We start from the raw sequence: 16,196 nt of genomic DNA, 5'->3' as shown, positions 1-16,196 counted from the left end.
GCGCACAATGTCCCCGGCCGCATAGACGGCACGATGCGCTGTCAGGCCGAGGAGCGACGGATGATCGTGCCCGGCAGGAGCGTCTCAGCGGGCACCTCCTCGCCCTCCATGAGGGCCAGCAGGTGGGAGACGGCCACCTGTCCCATCTCCTCGAAGGGCAGCGCGACCGTCGTCAGGGCCGGATGGACCTGGTCGGCGATGAGCTCTTGGTCGTCGATCCCGATGACGGCCACGTCCTCACGCACCCTCAGCCCCTGTTCACGGATCGCGGCATAGGCCCCCATCGCCATGCAGTCGTTGCCGCACACCAGCCCGGTCAGCCAGGGATGGTCCGTCAGGAGGCGGGAGGCAGCCGCATACCCGTCCCGGGCGGTGCCGTGGCCGACAGCCACGTGCACGGTGCTCCAAGGAATGCCGGCCTGCTCCAGGTAGGTCCGGCAGCCGACGCGCCGCCCCGGAGCGGCCTCACCGTCGTTGGGGTCGAGCTCGATGACGCCGATGTCGCGGTGGTGGCCCTCCAGGAGCGCCTGCGCGGCCAGGCGCCCCATCTGCTCCTCGTCAGGGCGCACGCAGGGAAGGCCGGAGACCGGGTCGATGCAGTGGACCAGGACGGTGGGGATCTCGCGGGCCTGCGCCGGCATGCGAACCCGACAGTTCCAGCCGGTGGCGTAGATGATCCCCTCGACCCGGGACTTCAGCAGCGTCTCGAAGGCCTCGCCATCCACGGTGGCCTCCGTCGAGGTCGGCACGATGAACAGGGTGTAGCCGGCGGCCCGGACGCTGTCCTGGATCCCGCGGATCGTGGCGGCGGCAAAGGGACTGGTAACGATCTCGGAGACCAGGCCGATCAGGGAGGACCGGCGCGAAGCCAGGGCCCGCGCCCCGCCGTGCGGGCGGTAGCCGAGCTCGGCAGCCACCTGCTGGACGCGCTCGCGGGTCTGCGGTGGGATACGAGCCCCGTCGCGGTTGTTGAGCACGAAGGACACCGTGGTGCGCGAGACGCCGGCCGCCTTGGCCACGTCCGCCATCGTGGTCCTGTAGGTGTCGCCCACCCGCTCTCCTCCCGGCCCCTCCGACTGCGCCGCCACCTGCACACCCCGTTGGGTTCCGGCACGTGCACCACCTGGCGTCCTGACGGCAGTCTGCCAGGACGAGGACGCAGCGCATAACCCTGAGCGCCGGCAGGCGGGTCATGAGGCAGCGCGCCCGGCCCCTGTGCGCCGCGCCACCCTCCGGTTAGGCTATTTCTCATGACGACCTCCCCCACTCCCAACTTCACGGTGCGCGCTGTCCTGTGGGACATGGACGGCACCCTCATGGACTCCCAGCCCTTCTGGGACGAGGCATTCATCCACCACTGCCAGGCCCTGGGCGGCGACCCGCGCCCAGAGCTCGTCGCCCAGATGACGGGGGCCTCGATCCGTCAGGCCCGCGAGCTCATTGCCGCCACCGGCGCCACCCGCTCCTGGGACGATCCGGCCACGCAGGAGGTCTTCGAAGCGATCGCGCACGACGTCGAGGCCTCCGTGAGCGCCGCCCCTCCCCTGCTGCCCGGGGCGCTGCGGATCACCTCGGCGCTGTCGGAGGTGGGGCTGGCCCAGGGAATCGTCTCGGCCTCACCGCGCCGGATCGTCGAGAAGGTGGCCTCCGCGCTCGGCGACGTCTTCGCCGTCCTGGTCACCGGTGACGACGGCGTCGGGGCCAAGCCCGATCCGCTGCCCTACGCCACGGCGGTCGAGCGCCTCGACCTGCGCCCCCAGGACTGCGTCGTCGTCGAGGACTCCCCCACGGGGGCGGCCTCGGCCCGGGGCAACGGGATCCACGTCGTGCAGATCGGGACGACCAAGCACTTCCCGGCCGACCCCGGCCTCGTCGTCGTCCCGGACCTGGCCTCGATCACCCCGCACCTGCTGCTGTGGGCGGACCGCTGAATCAGTCCGGAATCAGGCGGGCCACCCGCTCACGACCGGCGCCCGAGGACAGGACCGGCTCGGGAACGCGAGGTTCCCGAGCCGGATGGGATGGATAGGGATTCTGATGAGGATTCGTGGAGGCGCCGAGCCCAGGGCGACGCGGCGCCTCTGACCGTCAGGCGGCCTTGGGGCGCTGAGGGGTCTCCGGGGTCTCCTGGACCTCCCACTGGCTGCGCAGGCAGTCGGCGTAGAGGCGGATCTCCGCCACCAGGTCGGTGGACAGTGACTCCGCAGCGGCCGTCCCGGGCGTCGTCGAGCACAGCCACTGCAGCTGGAGGCCATCGATGAGGGCGACCAGGCTGCGCGCCACGAGGCGCGAGGGCATCTTCGGGTCCACGAGCCCGGCGGTCTTGCCGGCCTCGAAACTGGACTCGAAGCGCTCGACGGCGCTGTTGAGGTGGTTGGCCATCCACCGGTGCGCGGGGTGCTCGGCATCGAGGACCGAGACCGCCGTCGCGGTGTAGATCGCCGTGAGGTCCCGGTGGGCGACGTTGCGCTCGAGCAGCTCGATGTAGCGCTCCAGCAGGGCCCAGGGGTTGCCGTCCAGGTCGGAGGCACCCGCGACGTCGAGGGTGTCCAGGTTGCCGATGGTGTCGACGGGAGCCTCAGCGGCGTCGCCCTCGACGGCCGGGGACTCCACGAGAATGCTCAGGGCGTCCTCGCGGTCACGGCGCTCCAGCACCTTGCAGAAGAGCTCGTCCTTGGAGGAGAAGTGGTGCAGGAGTCCGGCCTTGGAAATGTCTGCCGCGTTGGCGATGTCGGCCAGGGAGGTGCCGGCATACCCGTGCTCTCCGAAGAGAACCACGGCTTCATTGAGGATGCGTGCTCGCTTGTCCTCGCTACCCGCTCGGGGGCGCCCGGGTCCGCGCCGCCTAGCCGGGGCAGCTTGGGGCGAAGTCGGGGTACTGACAGTGTTCATGGCGGCATCATGGCACCTTCCAGTAAGGGAATTGCAAGGCAGAAAGGCCCTCATCGGAATAATCCGCTCAAGTGTGACCTCCACGTGCCCTCCCCGTGACGTGAGTGACGACTTGGTCTCGGTTTTCACACAATTAACCGGCTCCTACCAGCACAGAGTTCCCCGACCGCGCGGTCTGTTGGGGCTGCTGGGATTGCTGGCCACCGCAACCTCCCGTCGCCACCCAGATTCTTTTGTGATTTCATCCAGGTTCGCGGCGCAGTACCCTGATGGTCACAGTTGCATAACACTTGCGAGATTATTGTTTCCGGTTCAAATACATGCCGCGAGCCTCCCTGTCGACAGACCACCAGCCCCACCAGGGGCCACCGAGGCGCATCGTCTATGCATGCACATGCACACTCAGTGCATTACACTCGTGCCATGTCTGTTCTTGCCGGCCTGCTCGACCAGCTCGACCTCAGCGACGAGGAGCTCGCGGACGCGATGCGCGAGGCCACTGCCCGCACGTCGCAGGGCGGCGCCGGCCCGGTGTCCGCCGGCATGACCGACTTCCTGGCCCGAACCACCCCTCGCGGCCGCAGCAAGTCCACAGCCCGCACAGTGGAGCGCATCCTGTCCGATCGCACGTACGCCGAGCAGCTCACCGCCCAGCATGAGGCCGTCCAGGCGGCCTGCACGCTGGCGCGCTCTCTGAGCACCCGCCAGGTCGCCACCCTGCTCGGCCGGACAACGACGACGATCACCCGTGCGGCCGGACGCACCCTCTACGCCTACCGCGAGGGGCGGTCGCTGAGGTTCCCCACGTGGCAGTTCCATGAGGGCCGCCCGATCCCGGGGCTGGCAACGGTGGTGCCCGCCCTGCGCGAGGGGCTGACGCCGGCCACCATCGAGGCGCGGATGACGACGTCGGATCCCGAGCTGCTCGACGGGGCGACACCCTCGCAGTGGCTGATCGCCGGCGGGGACCCGGCGGCGGTCGTCCAGCAGCTCTCGGATGCGGACCACCGGTGAGTCCCCGACCGAAGAATCCTCCGCAGCCGCCGTCGACGCTCCACACCCGCCCGGAGGACATCGTGACGGTGGAGCACGCCGAGCTCGCCCGCGTCGCCTTCGCACACAGCACTCATCCCCTGCCGTGGGGCGAGCTGCGGACCTGGGGGCCGCACCCGCGATGCCGCTGGGATCCGCACCCGCTGCCGACGGGGGAGCATCCGGAGCACGGGGTCCTGCACACCGCCGACGACCTGCTCACATGCGTCGCGGAGGTCTTCGCCGATACCCGCGTCATCGACACGCGCAGCGATATGCCTCTTCTGCAGGTCTGGGAGGCGACTCGTCCGCTGCGCCTGCTCGATCTCACCAGCACCTGGGCGCTGCGCAACGGAGCCTCGGTCAGCCTCGACAGCGCCCTGCGCTCGACGTGCCGAGCCTGGGCGCGAGCCATCCGGATTCAGCTGCCCGACATCGACGGTCTGCGCGCCCGCTCGACGATGACCGGGAGCGAGATGACAGTGCTGTTCTCCCCCGCGCGCGACAGCCTGCCGACCCTGCCCCGGGACACCGCCCCGCTGGCCGACGCCACGCTCTACGCCCTGCTGAAGACGCTCGCCCCCGACATCGGCTACGAGATCGTCTGAGCCTGCCCCGACGCCGCATGTGACCTTGGGCGCGCAGGAGTGCCTCCCGGTGGGTCGGTTGGGCGGGCGCCCCTACGATGGTCGCATGCGTCCCTCGACCCCGCAGCCGCCGCGGCGCCCCTCCCGCCCCGGCCGCGCCTCGTCGTCGACATCTGGACGCCGTCGAACATCCGCCGGTCATCGACGCAGCCCTGAGGGCCGGCCCTCCCCGCAGCGCCCTTCGTCGGACGCGCCCGATCCCGCCAGCCGGCGAGCCCTCACCATCGCCCGCCGGGAGCGACGTCGGCGTCGCGCCCGCAACCAGCTCCTGTACGGCACGACCTTCGTCGTGGCGCTGGCCCTGATCGTCGTCGGACTGCGGGTCTGGGGGCTCCACCCCGGTTTTGCCCTGCCGCTTAGCTCCTCCGCAAGGCAGTCCTCAACCCCGGCCAAGGCCGCCGCCCAGCCCTCCGCTCGGGCGTCCGCCAGCCGCGCGGCCTCGCCGTCAGCCTCGGCCACCCCCTCCGCCTCATCGACGCCGTCGGCCTCGGCGCTGCCGTCCCCGCAGCTGGACTCTGAGGGCTTCGCGCACTCCGGCGCCGTCGGCAACGGCAGCTGGACCATCGCGCCGGCCGTGCCCGTCTCCCGGCCCGCGGCCGCCACTGTCTATCGCTACGTGCTGCGGGTCGAGGGCGGCACACATGTCGATGCCGCAACGGCGGCCCCCATCGTGGAGCGCATCCTCAATGACGAGCGCGGCTGGCCCACCGCGCAGAACACCTCCTTCCAGCCGGTGGCCGACCCCGCGAGCGCGGACTTCACCTTCAACATCGCCACGCCGCCCAGCGCCGACGCCCTGTGCTCACCGCTGGACACCGGCGGCATGTGGAGCTGCCGCAACGGGGACAACGTGGTCATCAACTCCGACCGGTGGAACTGGGGCGCCGTGACCTACCCCGACGTCGACTCCTACCGCACCTACGTCACCAACCACGAGGTGGGCCACTTCCTCGGCCACGAGCACGAGTTCTGCGCCGGGGCCGGCCTCAAGGCCCCGCTCATGGCTCAGCAGAGCCACGACCTGGCCGGCGGCTGCGTGTACAACGCCTGGCCCACCCAGGACAACCAGCCCGGCTGAGGCGCGCGACGCCGCCGGCAGCATGCGCTGGCAGCACGAAGGGGGCGGGCCCACCACTCAGGTGGGCCCGCCCCCTCAGCACTGGCCTGTCACAGCCTCCGCTTCAGGCAGCCGGCTCGGTCGGGTTCCGGGTTCAGGCCGGCGACGCCGCCGAGGAGGCCGACGGCAGGTGCGCCTCGCCCTCGGCCCGCAGCGCGAGCCCCTCGGAACCGTCAACCTTGTCGACGACGACCGTCTGCCCGTCGAGGACCTCCCCGGCCAGCAGCATGCGGGCCAGGCGGTCGCCGATCTCGCGCTGCACGAGGCGGCGCAGCGGCCGGGCCCCGTAGGCGGGGTCGTAGCCCTCGTCGGCCAGCCAGCTGCGGGCGGCGTCGGTGACCTCCAGGCTCAGGCGCCGGTCCGTCAGGCGCTTGGCGATGCGCGCCAGCTGGATCTCGACGATCTCACCCAGCTCCTCCTTGGAGAGGGCCTCGAAGATGATGATGTCGTCGAGGCGGTTGAGGAACTCCGGCTTGAAGGAGGCCTGGACCACGCTCATGACCCCGTTGCGCTTCTCCTCGGGGCTGGTGAGTGGGTCGGTGAGGAACTGGCTGCCCAGGTTCGAGGTGAGCACGAGGATGACGTTGCGGAAGTCGACCGTGCGCCCCTGGCCGTCGGTGAGGCGGCCGTCGTCGAGCACCTGCAGGAGGATGTCGAAGACCTCGGGGTGGGCCTTCTCGACCTCGTCGAGCAGGACCACGGAGTAGGGCCGACGCCGCACGGCCTCGGTGAGCTGGCCGCCCTCCTCGTAGCCGACGTACCCGGGAGGGGCGCCCACGAGGCGCGCCACGGAGTGCTTCTCGGAGTACTCGGACATGTCGATGCGCACAATGGCGCGCTCGTCGTCGAAGAGGAACTCGGCCAGGGCCTTGGCCAGCTCGGTCTTGCCCACGCCCGTGGGACCCAGGAAGAGGAAGGAGCCGGTGGGGCGGTCGGGGTCGGAGATGCCGGCCCGCGAGCGGCGCACCGCGTCGGCCACGGCGGCCACGGCGGCCTTCTGGCCGATGAGGCGCTCGCCGATGACGTCCTCCATGGTCAGGAGCTTCTCGGTCTCCCCCTGGAGGAGCTTGCCCACGGGGATGCCGGTCCAGGAGCCCACGACCTCGGCGATCTCGGGGGCGCCGACCTTCTCGGCGATCATGGGCTCGCCGGCGGTCTGCTCGGCGGCGTCGTCGGCGGCCTCGGCCTCGCGGATCTGGCGCTCCAGGGCGGGCATGTCGCCGTAGCGCAGGCGGCCGGCCTCCTCGAAGTTGCCCTCACGCTCGGCCAGGTCGGCGCGGGTGCGCATCTCGTCCAGGGCGGCGCGCAGCTCACCGACCTTGTTGTGGCCGGCCTTCTCGGCCTCCCAGCGGGCGTTGAGCGAGGCCAGCTCCTCGGAGGCGTCAGCCAGCTCGGCGCGCAGGCGCTCGAGGCGGTCGACGTCAGCCGGGTCAGCCTTGGAGACGTCCTCGATGGACTCATCCAGGTAGGCCTCCTCCATGCGCATGCGGTCCACGCGACGGCGCAGCTCGTCGATCTCGACGGGGCTGGAGTCGAGCTCCATGCGCAGCCGGGAGGCGGCCTCATCGACCAGGTCGATGGCCTTGTCGGGCAGCTGACGACCGGTGATGTAGCGGTCGGAGAGGGTCGCGGCCGCCACGAGGGCGCCGTCGGAGATGGTCACCTGGTGGTGGGCCTCGTACTTGGGGGCAATGCCGCGCAGGATGGCCACGGTGTCCTCGACGCTGGGCTCACCGACGAAGACCTGCTGGAAGCGGCGCTCCAGGGCGGGGTCCTTCTCGATGTTCTCGCGGTACTCGTCCAGGGTGGTGGCGCCCACCATGCGCAGCTCGCCGCGGGCCAGCATGGGCTTGAGCATGTTGCCGGCGTCCATGGCGCCCTCGGAGCCGCCGCCGGCGCCGACGACGGTGTGCAGCTCGTCGATGAAGGTGATGACCTCGCCGTCGGAGTCCTTGATCTCCTTGAGGACGGCCTTGAGGCGCTCCTCGAACTCACCGCGGTACTTGGCGCCGGCCACCATGCCGGACAGGTCCAGGGAGATGAGGCGCTTGCCGCGCAGGGACTCGGGGACGTCGCCCGCGACGATGCGCTGGGCCAGGCCCTCGACGACGGCGGTCTTGCCCACGCCCGGCTCCCCGATGAGGACGGGGTTGTTCTTGGTGCGCCGGGACAGGACCTGCACGACGCGGCGGATCTCGGCGTCGCGGCCGATGACCGGGTCGAGGCGGCCCTCCCGGGCGGCCTCGGTGAGGTCGGTGCCGTACTTCTCGAGGGTCTTGTAGGTGCCCTCGGGATTGGCGGAAGTGACGCGGGAGGAGCCACGGACCTGGGGCAGGGCCTCGATGAGGGCCTCCGGGGTGGCGCCGGCGTCGGCCAGGATGCGGGCCACGGTGGGGGCGGAGCCGGAGGCGTCGCCCTTGGCCAGGCCGATGAGCAGGTGCTCGGTGGAGATGTACTCGTCAGACAGCTCCTTGGCGACCGTCGAGGCGGCCTCGAGGGCGGCCAGCAGGGAGCGCGAGGGCTGAGGCTGGGTCATGGAGGAGCCCGAGGAGGCGGGCAGCTGGGTGAGGATGCGGCGCGCGGAGGCACCGACAGCCTGGCGGGCCGCCGCGTCGGGGCAGACCGCGGCCAGGAGTCCGGCGGCGACGCCGTCGGGCTGGGAGAGGAGCTCTACGAGCAGGTGCGCGGGCTCGATCTGGGGGTTGCCGGCCGCGGCGGCGGCCTGCATCGCCCCGGAGATCGCCTCCTGCGACTTGGTGGTGTAGTTGGTGTCCATGCGGATCTCCTTCACGAGGTAGTGACGTGTTGCGTCTTCTGGTCACCACAACCTTCGCAGAGTTGAGTCTATTCCACTCAACTTCTGAGACCGGCAGTGACGTGGGCAACTCCTAGGGGTTCTGCCGGAGACATTCCGCCGGTCATCGCGCCGACCTGCAACATGCCAACCAACCGCTTGAAACACCGTTGTTCCACGACGCCGCTATCGTCACATCACGACCCCGTCCTCACCCCGGAGACCTCATGAGAACCACGCGCGCCACCCTGGCCCTGGCCACCATCCTCATTCTGGCGGGCTGCTCGCAGACCAGCCCCTCGTCGGCGGGCTCGGCCGCAGCAACAGCGACCAGCTCGGGCTCCGCGGCCTCGGCGACGTCGTCGAGCGGGGGCGGCGCGAGCGCCTCCGGCAGCACGACCCCCTCCATCCCGGCGGGCCACCAGGCGGTCACCGCACCGACATCCGGCCTCACCTTCGCGATCCCCGAGGACTGGGAGGACCTCAACGCTCTTCCCGAGGCCCAGAAGGCGCTGCTCGCCCGGGCCCAGGGGGTGGACCCCTCCACCCTCACCCAGCGCCTGAGCAGCACCGACGCCTTCTACGGCCGGTTCTCGCAGAGCGGCGGCCTGTCCTTCAACAGCGTCGCGGTCGCCAAGGAGACCGAGACCTCCTCCACGCCCCCGTCCCAGGCGAGCCTGGATGAGATCATCACCCGACAGGGAGGCACTCCGACGGGCTACTCCACCAAGCCGTCCACCTACGGGCAGGCCGCCGTCGACACCTCCACCGCGCAGGTTCAGGGCACCCAGACGGCCGGCGCGGTCATCGCCGTTCCGACGTCGTCGGGCACCTACGTGCGCATCGCCGTGACGGCCGGCAGCGCTGAGGAGGTCGACACCATCGTGTCCACCATCCTCACGACGGCCCACTGACCGGCGAACGCAGCGACGGGCCTCACGCTGCCAGCCACCGCAAGCCCCTCCGGCTCACGACGGGGAGTCGTCTCCATCGAGCATTCCCGCCGGACCGTGATGTCCTGGTTGCCACACCCGATCTCAGGCACTGGAGCATCATGAAACCCCTACGCACTGCTGCTACCGCACTGGCCGTCCTCACTCTGATCACAGCCCCCGTGCTGACCGCCTGCTCTCAGGACACTCGAGGTTCCGACACCTCCACTTCGGCCGCCTCCGGCAGCACCTCGGCCTCAGCGACGAGCGACACCGAGGAGAAGGACGACGAGGACAAGGAGACCTCCGCCGGCAGCACTCCATCCAGCCAGGACGACGCGTCGGCGAAGCCCGCCCCCGGCGACAGCCAGGAAGTCACCGGCGCCAGCACCGGCCTCACCTTCACCGTCCCGAAGGACTGGGTGGACGTCAAGACACTCTCCACCGCGGAGAAGGAGGCGATCGCCCAGAGCCTGAACATGAGCCGCGCCGACTTCGAGCACACGCTGGGCACATATGACCTCTTCTACCGGGCCAAGGACGCGAACGCCCTCCAGTTCCACAACAACGTCGGCATGCTCTCGCAGACGCAGTCCTTGGATTCCCCGCCGTCCGAATCCGACCTCAAGTCGCAGCTCACCGCTCAAGGCGGGAGGCTCCAGGAGTACTCGACGAAACAGACCCCCCATGGCGAGGCCGCAGCAGCGGTCTATCTGACGGAGCAGGGCGGCAGCGTCTTCGCCGGGAGCATCATCATGGTGCCGACCTCCCCGTCCACGGGCGGCCGCACCACCTATGCGACCATCAACGTGTCGGCCAGCAACTCGCAGGACGCGAAGGAGATCACCAACACGATCCTCGACACGATCCACTGAGCGCGTTCGGGGACTCTCTCCTGCGGCCGGGGGCATTCGACGCCGTCGGGGACAGCAATCCCGTCCCCGCACGCGCAGGATGTCCCCGGCCGGAAGTTTCCGCACCCGACCGCGCGCAACGTCTCCCATCGCGTGCGATGTCCCCCACCGCACACCACCTCCCCGGAGGTACGCACAACCTCCACCTGACGCCGTCGGCAATGGCTGAATGACAGAACCTCACCCCGGATGGATGCTTGACACGGGCGAACCTCAAGCGCACCATATCGACTATCGATACATCGATAATCGATACGGAGTGTCATCATGACGACCAGCACTGAAGCCGATTCGGACACCACCCCCGACACCGACCTCGATGGAGAGGCTGCTGCCGACCAGACCCCACCGGACAGCACCGGCTCCGCCCCCGGTGCCGACGCCGGCGTCGGCACCGGCAGCCTGGCCTTCACCTCGTTCCTGCTGGTCCTATTCTGCCTCTCCCCCATCCACACGCTCGTCTCCAACCTGTGGGGCCTCATCGACGGCCGCGGGCTGCGGATGGAGTTCACCGACAGTGACCCCACGCTGGACCGGCACCTGTCCTTCGGGCACACGACAGTGGAGATGACCAACGGCTACTCGGTGAGCTACGGGACCGTGCACGGAATGTCCGGCGGCGCACGGTTCCTCGTCGGCCTGATCATCGCCATCCACGTCATCCTCATCACGGCCTGCGCCATCGCCTTCATCCGGTTCATCGCCGCGATCCGCCCGAACCGACCAGGATTCGTCGACGATCTCTTCACCCGGGGCGGTCACCTGTTCTGGCTCCTCCTGGGACAGGAGTTGAGCGCTGTCGCGCTGTACATCTCAGGCCTGGCGGTCTCGGACGAGTACTTCACCGGTGCCCGAGCAGACGGAGAGCTGACCGGGTTCATCCCCATCGGCGATGACCTTTCGGCCCTGAAGGGACTGGTCGCTCTTATCCTCGCCATTCACCTGCTGCTCGCCCTGCACCGCGTCTACCAGCGCTCTCGCACTCTGGCCGCGGAGAACACCGTGCTGCGCGAAGAGACCGAGGGGCTCGTGTGAGTCACGTCGTCTGCCACCTCGACGAGCTGTTGGCCGCCCGAGGGATGACGCTCGTGGAGCTCTCCGAGAAGGTCGGGGTCACCACCGTCAACCTCTCCGTGCTCAAGAACGACCGCGCCAAGGCCATTCGCTACTCCACACTCTGCGCCATCTGCGAGGCCTTGGGGTGCTCGGTCGGAGAGCTCCTGGAGATCGTGTCGGACTGACCCGCCCAGTACGCGTCCCCGGCGCCCCTCCCGCCGCCAGTCCTCGCCGTCGGGGACCATTCCCTACAGCCGGAGACACTCCACGCAGCCGGGGACTTTCTCTCATGTCCGGGGGCTGCGCGGGAGGGGGCACTCCACGCGGCCGGGGACTTTTCCTTCCAGCCGGGGGCATTGGACGCCGTCGGGGACCGGAATCCCGTCCCCGCACGCGCAGGATGTCCCCGGCCGGAAGTTTCCGCACCCCGCCGCGCAGGATGTCCCCAGCCGCGGGGGAGGACGTAGGCTCGACGTCGATGACCGCACCGCTCCGCCGCAGCCCTCGCCCCGACGGGTCCTCCACGCGCGTCGACGAGGCCACCGTGGCTGCCCGGCGCGACGAGCTCCTGGCCAAGGCGGCCACGCTGCCCGGCGCCTGGGCGGGGCACAAGCCCGAGTGGGACATCCCTGTCGCCTCCGTGGGCCCCCGCCTCTTCCTGCTGCTCATCCCCCTCACCGACGGCCGCCTCCTGGCCAACGTCAAGCTCGACCCCGAGGACGTCGTCGCCGTGCGGGCCGCCTTCGAGTGGGTGGAGCCGGGCTTCCACCAGTCCAAGCGGCACTGGGTGAGCATCGACCTCACCAGCTCGGACTACCGCGCGGACGAGGCCACCGCCATGGTCGAGGACTCCTACCGGCTCGTCCTGTCCCTCCTGACCCGCCGCGTGCGCGAGGCCGTCCTCCTGGCCGACGCCGCAGGCTCCCCCGTCCGCCCCACCTGGCAGTGGTGAGGCCCGCCGCCGCTGACGCCCTGGCAGAACGGCCGGGGACATTGCGCGCGTAGGGGTGCGGATACTTCCCTAGGGGGGCGTCCTGCGCGTTCGGTGACAGGATTCCGGTCCCCGACGGCGTCGAATGCCCCCGGCTGGAAGGAAGAGTCCCCGGCCGCAACCCAGGGGCCGAGCCGCCCTCAGATGACGCGGCTGCGCAAACCTGGCACTATTCAGCCGAGGCCGTCGTCATCCGACGTCTGGCCACCCGACGGAAGGAGACACAGATGGGACTTGATGACCTGGCGAAGAAGGCCGGTGAGACTCTCAGCTCCGACAAGGCCGAGGCGATCAGCGACAAGGCGCTGGACGCCGCAGCCGGTGCTGCCAAGAAGGCGACCGGCGGCAAGTACGACGACAAGATCGACGCCGCCCGCGACGCCGTCGACGGCAAGCTCGGCACGGAGTGACCCGGCTGAGAGCCTGCCTACCCACAGGCACCGCGGTCTTCTGATCGCAGGAGTGAGGGCCCCGCACCGTTCAGTGCGGGGCCCTCACGCGTTCCCGGCCAGCTGGGCTCTCCCCATCTCTTTCAAGCACCGGCCGCCACAGTCCGGTGCCGCCACCGCGGGGCCCAGCCGTCTCCCACCGGGACGTCTCATCCGCCTCCCCTCGGGTCGGCGGCACTCGCCTACTGCGCGTTGAGCGCGGCGGTCGGAGGAGTGCGGGAGGCCCGAACGGCCGGGTACACGCCGGCCAGGGCGCCGATGGCGATGGTGACTGCCAGACCGCCGACGACGGCGATCACCGGCAGGGAGAAGGGCCAGCCGTTGGCGGCCGACATCCCGGCGGTCACCCCGATCCCGATGATGCACCCCAGGGCACCGCCCAGGGAGGCCAGCAGCAGCGCCTCGGTCATGAACTGCACGAGGATGTGTCCGCGCATCGCCCCCAGGGACCGCCTCAGTCCGATCTCCCGACGGCGCTCGAGCACCGAGATGATCATCGTGTTGGCCACCCCGATGCCGCCGACGAGCAGGGCGATCGAGCCCACGCCCAGCAGCAGACCGGTGAAGGCCTTGTCGGCCGCGTTCTTGGCCTCCAGCGCGTCCGAGGGGCGCGAGACCTTGACCTCATTGGGGGCCTGCGGCGAGATCGACGGCGCCAGCAGCTTGCGCACCGTGGGGACGGCGGCGTCCTGGCTGCGCGTGTAGACCGTCGTCGGCTTGGCATCGTGCCCCAGCAGGTCGCTGGCCACGCCCTGACCGATGAGGGCGGCATTGTTGAGCTCGGGAGCCAGCACCACCGGCTTGAGGATGCCGACCACGGTGAACCAGTTCCCGCCGATCCACACCTTGGTTCCCGGTGAGACGACGCCGAGGCGCTGGGCCGCCGTCTGCCCCAGGACCGTGGCCGGATACTTGCTGGTGGCCTCATTGAGCCAGGCACCCTTGTCCACCTGTCCGGCCACGACGTCGAGCAGCGACTTGTCCGCGGCCAGGGTGGTGATACCGCCGGAGGCGTTCTTGTCGATGAGCGGAGTGCGGTAAACCAGCGAGTTCTTGACCAGCCCAGTGCTCGAGGCGCTCTGGACGTTGTCGATGAGGCGGACCTTGCCGACGCTGTCCTGCGGCAGAGAGGAGGAGTTGCCGAACAGGTCCTGGCCGGCGGTGGCCGTCAGCAGGTTGGTCCCCAGCGAGTCGAGCTGGGCGGAGAGCTGGGCGCGGCTGGAGGCCGAGATGCCCACCACCGAGATCATGGCGGCAATACCGATGGCGATCCCCAGTGCGGACAGGAAGGCGCGGGTGGGGCGGGCCTTGATGCCGGTGCCTCCCAGGCGCAGCACGTCGGCCAGACGCAGCCGCGAGCGCTGGATCCGCCGGGCCGGGGCGCGGCCGGCCCGCTCGGCCGCGGACCGGTCACGCCGGTGCGTAGACGTCGTCATGGACGATCTCCTTCAGGCTTGAGTCCCCCACGATGCGGCCGTCGCGGATGGCGATCTGCCTGGGGAGCTGGGCTGCCAGCTCGTTGTCGTGGGTGATGACGATGATCGTGGTGCCTTGGGCGTGGAGCTCGTGAAGGAGCTCGACGATCGAGGCCCCGGAGGTGGAGTCGAGGTTCCCGGTGGGCTCGTCGGCCAGCAGCAGCGGGGGCTCGCCGACGACGGCCCGGGCGATGGCCACCCGCTGGCGCTCGCCGCCGCTCATCTGGTGGGGGCGGTGGTCGAGCCGGTGGGCCAGGCCGACGCGCTCCAGGGCGGCCCGGGCGCGCCGGCGCCGCTCGGAGCGGGGGACCCCGCTGTAGAGCAGGCCGTCGGCGACGTTGTCGACCGCGTTGACGCCGTCTGCCAGGTGGAACTGCTGGAAGACGAAGCCGATGCGGCTGGCCCGCAAAGCCGAGAGCTTGGCGTCGGACAGGGAGCCGACGTCGACGCCGTCGATCTCGACGGTGCCGGAGCTGGGCCGGTCCAGGGTGCCGATGAGGTTGAGGAGCGTGGATTTGCCCGAGCCGGAGGGGCCGACGATGGCGACGAACTCGCCGTCGTCGATCTCCAGGCTCACGCCCGCGCAGGCGGCCACGGGCGGCTCCCCGTAGGTGCGCTTCACGTCGCGCAGGGAAAGGATGCGACTCATGTCTGCGGCACCACCACTCGCTGTCCCTCGGAGATGTCCTTGCCGGAGATCTCCACGCGCCCACCGGCGAACAGCCCGATAGTGACCGGCACCTTACGGGTGGTGCCGCCGGCCTCGACGATCTCGACGCCGTACTGGTCGGCGCTCAGGGCCAGCAGGGCCCCGACCGGCACCGACAGGACGCCCGTGCGCTTCTCGCTGGGCAGGTCGACGGTGACGGAGACCTCCTGGAAGTTGGTGGTCGCCGAGGCGTCGGTGAGGGTGACGGTGATGGGGATGACCCGCTCCTTGGACTCACCCGAGCCGGAGCCGGCGCCGGACCCGGAGCCGGAGGACTTCTCGGTGGGGGTGCCCACGGAGGTGATCTTCCCAGCGGTCTTCTTGGCGTCGGGCAGCTTGATGGTCACGGCGGTGCCGGCAACGGCGAGCTTCTGGTCGGAGAGCTTGATGTTGGCATCGACCACCTGGGTGGTGGAGGTGACGTCGAAGAGCTCGGTGTCGGCGGCGACGCGGTCCCCCACGCGGGCGGTGACCGTCCCCACGCGCAGATCCCCGGGGGTGAAGACGATCCGTCCCAGTGGGAGGGTCCCGGTCCGGGGCAGGTCGAGGTCCTTCTGCCACTTCAGGATGGCGCTGGTGGTGGCCCAGCTGAAGTGGTCGTCGGGCTCGTAGTCGAAGTACCCCAGGTCCCGCAGGGCCGTCTCGAGCTGGCGGATGTCCTCGCCGTCCTCCATGCCGGCCTCGAAGCTGCGCCAGGCGGGCAGGTTGCCGCGCATGAGGTAGGCGGTCTCGTTGCCGGTTCGGTAGAGGACGTCGCCCTGGGTCAGGACGGCCCCGGAGGCCGGCACCTGGATGAGAACGCCCTCGAAGCCCGACTTGAACTTGCGCGAGTCGGAGTAGCGCAGGGTCCCGGACACCGAGGTCTGTCCCTGGAGGTCGCCCTTGGTGACGGTGTCGGTGGCGCCGCTGAAGGTCGACGTCGTCGGCTTGGCCTTGGCCGCAAAGGGGCCCGACCTGGAGGCGAAGGCGCCCGCACCAGCGCCCGCCGCCAGGATCGCGGCGGCCCCCATGGCCAGGAAGGCCCGGCGTCGGGTGCGGTGGGCCGTGCCCGGCTTGTCCGCGGTGCCGGTCGAGCCGTCGTCGGCCTGCGTGGAGGTGGTGGTCTGATCCATGTGTCTGCCTGTCTGAGTGTGTCTGCGCGGCGGCCTGGCCGCGCGAGCCTGTGGTCTGGTGGCGCCGGCAAGGGCG

The 16,196-nt window shown here is 70.2% G+C and carries 16 protein-coding genes; 10 read left to right on the top strand and 6 right to left on the bottom strand.

Annotated features, from left to right (window positions below; genetic code table 11):
* Nucleotides 1-41 precede the first annotated feature (41 nt).
* Nucleotides 42-1,052 carry a LacI family DNA-binding transcriptional regulator gene (locus tag AB7V09_RS09285; RefSeq protein WP_009407695.1) on the bottom strand — a complete coding sequence of 337 codons (1,011 nt, stop codon included), beginning with the start codon at nucleotides 1,050-1,052 and terminating at the stop codon, nucleotides 42-44.
* A gap of 198 nt (nucleotides 1,053-1,250) precedes the next feature.
* Between AB7V09_RS09285 and AB7V09_RS09280 the strand changes: the two genes are divergently transcribed.
* Nucleotides 1,251-1,931: an HAD family hydrolase gene (locus AB7V09_RS09280; protein ID WP_003788899.1), complete on the top strand. Its 681-nt coding sequence runs from the start codon at nucleotides 1,251-1,253 to the stop codon at nucleotides 1,929-1,931.
* Nucleotides 1,932-2,088: 157 nt separating this feature from the next.
* Here the strand turns inward: AB7V09_RS09280 and AB7V09_RS09275 are convergent, their stop codons facing one another.
* Nucleotides 2,089-2,892, bottom strand: a complete 804-nt coding sequence (locus AB7V09_RS09275) for a TetR/AcrR family transcriptional regulator (RefSeq protein ID WP_236592831.1) — start codon at nucleotides 2,890-2,892, stop codon at nucleotides 2,089-2,091.
* A gap of 423 nt (nucleotides 2,893-3,315) precedes the next feature.
* On the opposite strand from AB7V09_RS09275, the gene AB7V09_RS09270 reads away from it, so the two are divergent.
* The 3 genes from AB7V09_RS09270 to AB7V09_RS09260 all read left to right on the top strand — a co-directional run bounded on the left by AB7V09_RS09270 (nucleotide 3,316) and on the right by AB7V09_RS09260 (nucleotide 5,649).
* Entirely contained in the window at nucleotides 3,316-3,906 is a 591-nt protein-coding gene (locus AB7V09_RS09270; protein WP_419143584.1) for a hypothetical protein, read from the top strand.
* Nucleotides 3,903-4,532, top strand: a complete 630-nt coding sequence (locus tag AB7V09_RS09265; protein WP_419143583.1) for an RES family NAD+ phosphorylase — start codon at nucleotides 3,903-3,905, stop codon at nucleotides 4,530-4,532. The genes AB7V09_RS09270 and AB7V09_RS09265 overlap by 4 nt, the downstream gene beginning before the upstream one ends.
* An 85-nt stretch (nucleotides 4,533-4,617) precedes the next feature.
* Nucleotides 4,618-5,649 carry a DUF3152 domain-containing protein gene (locus AB7V09_RS09260; protein ID WP_419143582.1) on the top strand — a complete coding sequence of 344 codons (1,032 nt, stop codon included), beginning with the start codon at nucleotides 4,618-4,620 and terminating at the stop codon, nucleotides 5,647-5,649.
* A gap of 133 nt (nucleotides 5,650-5,782) precedes the next feature.
* On the opposite strand, the gene clpB is transcribed toward AB7V09_RS09260, so the two are convergent.
* Nucleotides 5,783-8,464: an ATP-dependent chaperone ClpB gene (clpB, locus tag AB7V09_RS09255; protein WP_419143581.1), complete on the bottom strand. Its 2,682-nt coding sequence runs from the start codon at nucleotides 8,462-8,464 to the stop codon at nucleotides 5,783-5,785.
* A gap of 245 nt (nucleotides 8,465-8,709) precedes the next feature.
* On the opposite strand from clpB, the gene AB7V09_RS09250 reads away from it, so the two are divergent.
* The 6 genes from AB7V09_RS09250 (at nucleotide 8,710) to AB7V09_RS09225 (ending at nucleotide 12,785) form a co-directional block, all read left to right on the top strand.
* On the top strand, nucleotides 8,710-9,396 hold the full coding sequence (locus AB7V09_RS09250) for a hypothetical protein (RefSeq protein ID WP_419143580.1): 687 nt from the start codon (nucleotides 8,710-8,712) through the stop codon (nucleotides 9,394-9,396).
* A 140-nt stretch (nucleotides 9,397-9,536) separates the two neighbouring features.
* A complete protein-coding gene (locus AB7V09_RS09245; RefSeq protein WP_419143579.1) occupies nucleotides 9,537-10,289 on the top strand; it encodes a hypothetical protein in 753 nt (250 codons plus the stop codon).
* A gap of 306 nt (nucleotides 10,290-10,595) precedes the next feature.
* On the top strand, nucleotides 10,596-11,363 hold the full coding sequence (locus tag AB7V09_RS09240) for a hypothetical protein (protein WP_419143578.1): 768 nt from the start codon (nucleotides 10,596-10,598) through the stop codon (nucleotides 11,361-11,363).
* Nucleotides 11,360-11,569 carry a helix-turn-helix domain-containing protein gene (locus AB7V09_RS09235; RefSeq protein WP_419143577.1) on the top strand — a complete coding sequence of 70 codons (210 nt, stop codon included), beginning with the start codon at nucleotides 11,360-11,362 and terminating at the stop codon, nucleotides 11,567-11,569. Before AB7V09_RS09240 ends, AB7V09_RS09235 begins: the two co-directional genes overlap by 4 nt.
* A gap of 293 nt (nucleotides 11,570-11,862) precedes the next feature.
* Nucleotides 11,863-12,336: an MmcQ/YjbR family DNA-binding protein gene (locus AB7V09_RS09230; RefSeq protein WP_314920224.1), complete on the top strand. Its 474-nt coding sequence runs from the start codon at nucleotides 11,863-11,865 to the stop codon at nucleotides 12,334-12,336.
* 266 nt (nucleotides 12,337-12,602) lie between these two features.
* Entirely contained in the window at nucleotides 12,603-12,785 is a 183-nt protein-coding gene (locus tag AB7V09_RS09225; protein ID WP_419143576.1) for an Rv0909 family putative TA system antitoxin, read from the top strand.
* A 221-nt stretch (nucleotides 12,786-13,006) separates the two neighbouring features.
* Here AB7V09_RS09225 and AB7V09_RS09220 read toward each other — a convergent pair whose 3' ends face one another.
* The 3 genes from AB7V09_RS09220 to AB7V09_RS09210 are packed head-to-tail and all read right to left on the bottom strand — an operon-like array spanning nucleotide 13,007 to nucleotide 16,120.
* Nucleotides 13,007-14,260 (bottom strand): ABC transporter permease, encoded by a 1,254-nt coding sequence (locus AB7V09_RS09220; protein ID WP_419143575.1) that lies wholly within the window; start codon nucleotides 14,258-14,260, stop codon nucleotides 13,007-13,009.
* Nucleotides 14,235-14,948, bottom strand: a complete 714-nt coding sequence (locus AB7V09_RS09215; RefSeq protein ID WP_009407635.1) for an ABC transporter ATP-binding protein — start codon at nucleotides 14,946-14,948, stop codon at nucleotides 14,235-14,237. The genes AB7V09_RS09220 and AB7V09_RS09215 overlap by 26 nt, the downstream gene beginning before the upstream one ends.
* The gene (locus tag AB7V09_RS09210) at nucleotides 14,945-16,120 is read right to left on the bottom strand and encodes a peptidoglycan-binding protein (protein ID WP_314134455.1); all 1,176 of its coding nucleotides are present in this window, start codon (nucleotides 16,118-16,120) and stop codon (nucleotides 14,945-14,947) included. Before AB7V09_RS09210 ends, AB7V09_RS09215 begins: the two co-directional genes overlap by 4 nt.
* Nucleotides 16,121-16,196 lie beyond the last annotated feature (76 nt).

The sequence above is a fragment of the Actinomyces sp. SKVG-SVH-4(1) genome, assembly GCF_048514265.1.
Lineage (GTDB): Bacteria > Actinomycetota > Actinomycetes > Actinomycetales > Actinomycetaceae > Actinomyces > Actinomyces oris.
This window is presented reverse-complemented; position numbering and strand designations above follow the sequence as displayed.

What these genes read in the sequence shown, in the direction of transcription:
- AB7V09_RS09275 (WP_236592831.1), bottom strand. Translation starts at nt 2,892, where the DNA reads ATGAACACTGTCAGTACCCCGACTTCGCCCCAAGCTGCCCCGGCTAGG.
- AB7V09_RS09230 (WP_314920224.1), top strand. Translation starts at nt 11,863, where the DNA reads ATGACCGCACCGCTCCGCCGCAGCCCTCGCCCCGACGGGTCCTCCACG.
- AB7V09_RS09250 (WP_419143580.1), top strand. Translation starts at nt 8,710, where the DNA reads ATGAGAACCACGCGCGCCACCCTGGCCCTGGCCACCATCCTCATTCTG.
- AB7V09_RS09280 (WP_003788899.1), top strand. Translation starts at nt 1,251, where the DNA reads ATGACGACCTCCCCCACTCCCAACTTCACGGTGCGCGCTGTCCTGTGG.
- AB7V09_RS09210 (WP_314134455.1), bottom strand. Translation starts at nt 16,120, where the DNA reads ATGGATCAGACCACCACCTCCACGCAGGCCGACGACGGCTCGACCGGC.
- AB7V09_RS09245 (WP_419143579.1), top strand. Translation starts at nt 9,537, where the DNA reads ATGAAACCCCTACGCACTGCTGCTACCGCACTGGCCGTCCTCACTCTG.
- AB7V09_RS09225 (WP_419143576.1), top strand. Translation starts at nt 12,603, where the DNA reads ATGGGACTTGATGACCTGGCGAAGAAGGCCGGTGAGACTCTCAGCTCC.
- AB7V09_RS09240 (WP_419143578.1), top strand. Translation starts at nt 10,596, where the DNA reads ATGACGACCAGCACTGAAGCCGATTCGGACACCACCCCCGACACCGAC.
- AB7V09_RS09215 (WP_009407635.1), bottom strand. Translation starts at nt 14,948, where the DNA reads ATGAGTCGCATCCTTTCCCTGCGCGACGTGAAGCGCACCTACGGGGAG.
- clpB (WP_419143581.1), bottom strand. Translation starts at nt 8,464, where the DNA reads ATGGACACCAACTACACCACCAAGTCGCAGGAGGCGATCTCCGGGGCG.
- AB7V09_RS09220 (WP_419143575.1), bottom strand. Translation starts at nt 14,260, where the DNA reads ATGACGACGTCTACGCACCGGCGTGACCGGTCCGCGGCCGAGCGGGCC.
- AB7V09_RS09260 (WP_419143582.1), top strand. Translation starts at nt 4,618, where the DNA reads ATGCGTCCCTCGACCCCGCAGCCGCCGCGGCGCCCCTCCCGCCCCGGC.
- AB7V09_RS09270 (WP_419143584.1), top strand. Translation starts at nt 3,316, where the DNA reads ATGTCTGTTCTTGCCGGCCTGCTCGACCAGCTCGACCTCAGCGACGAG.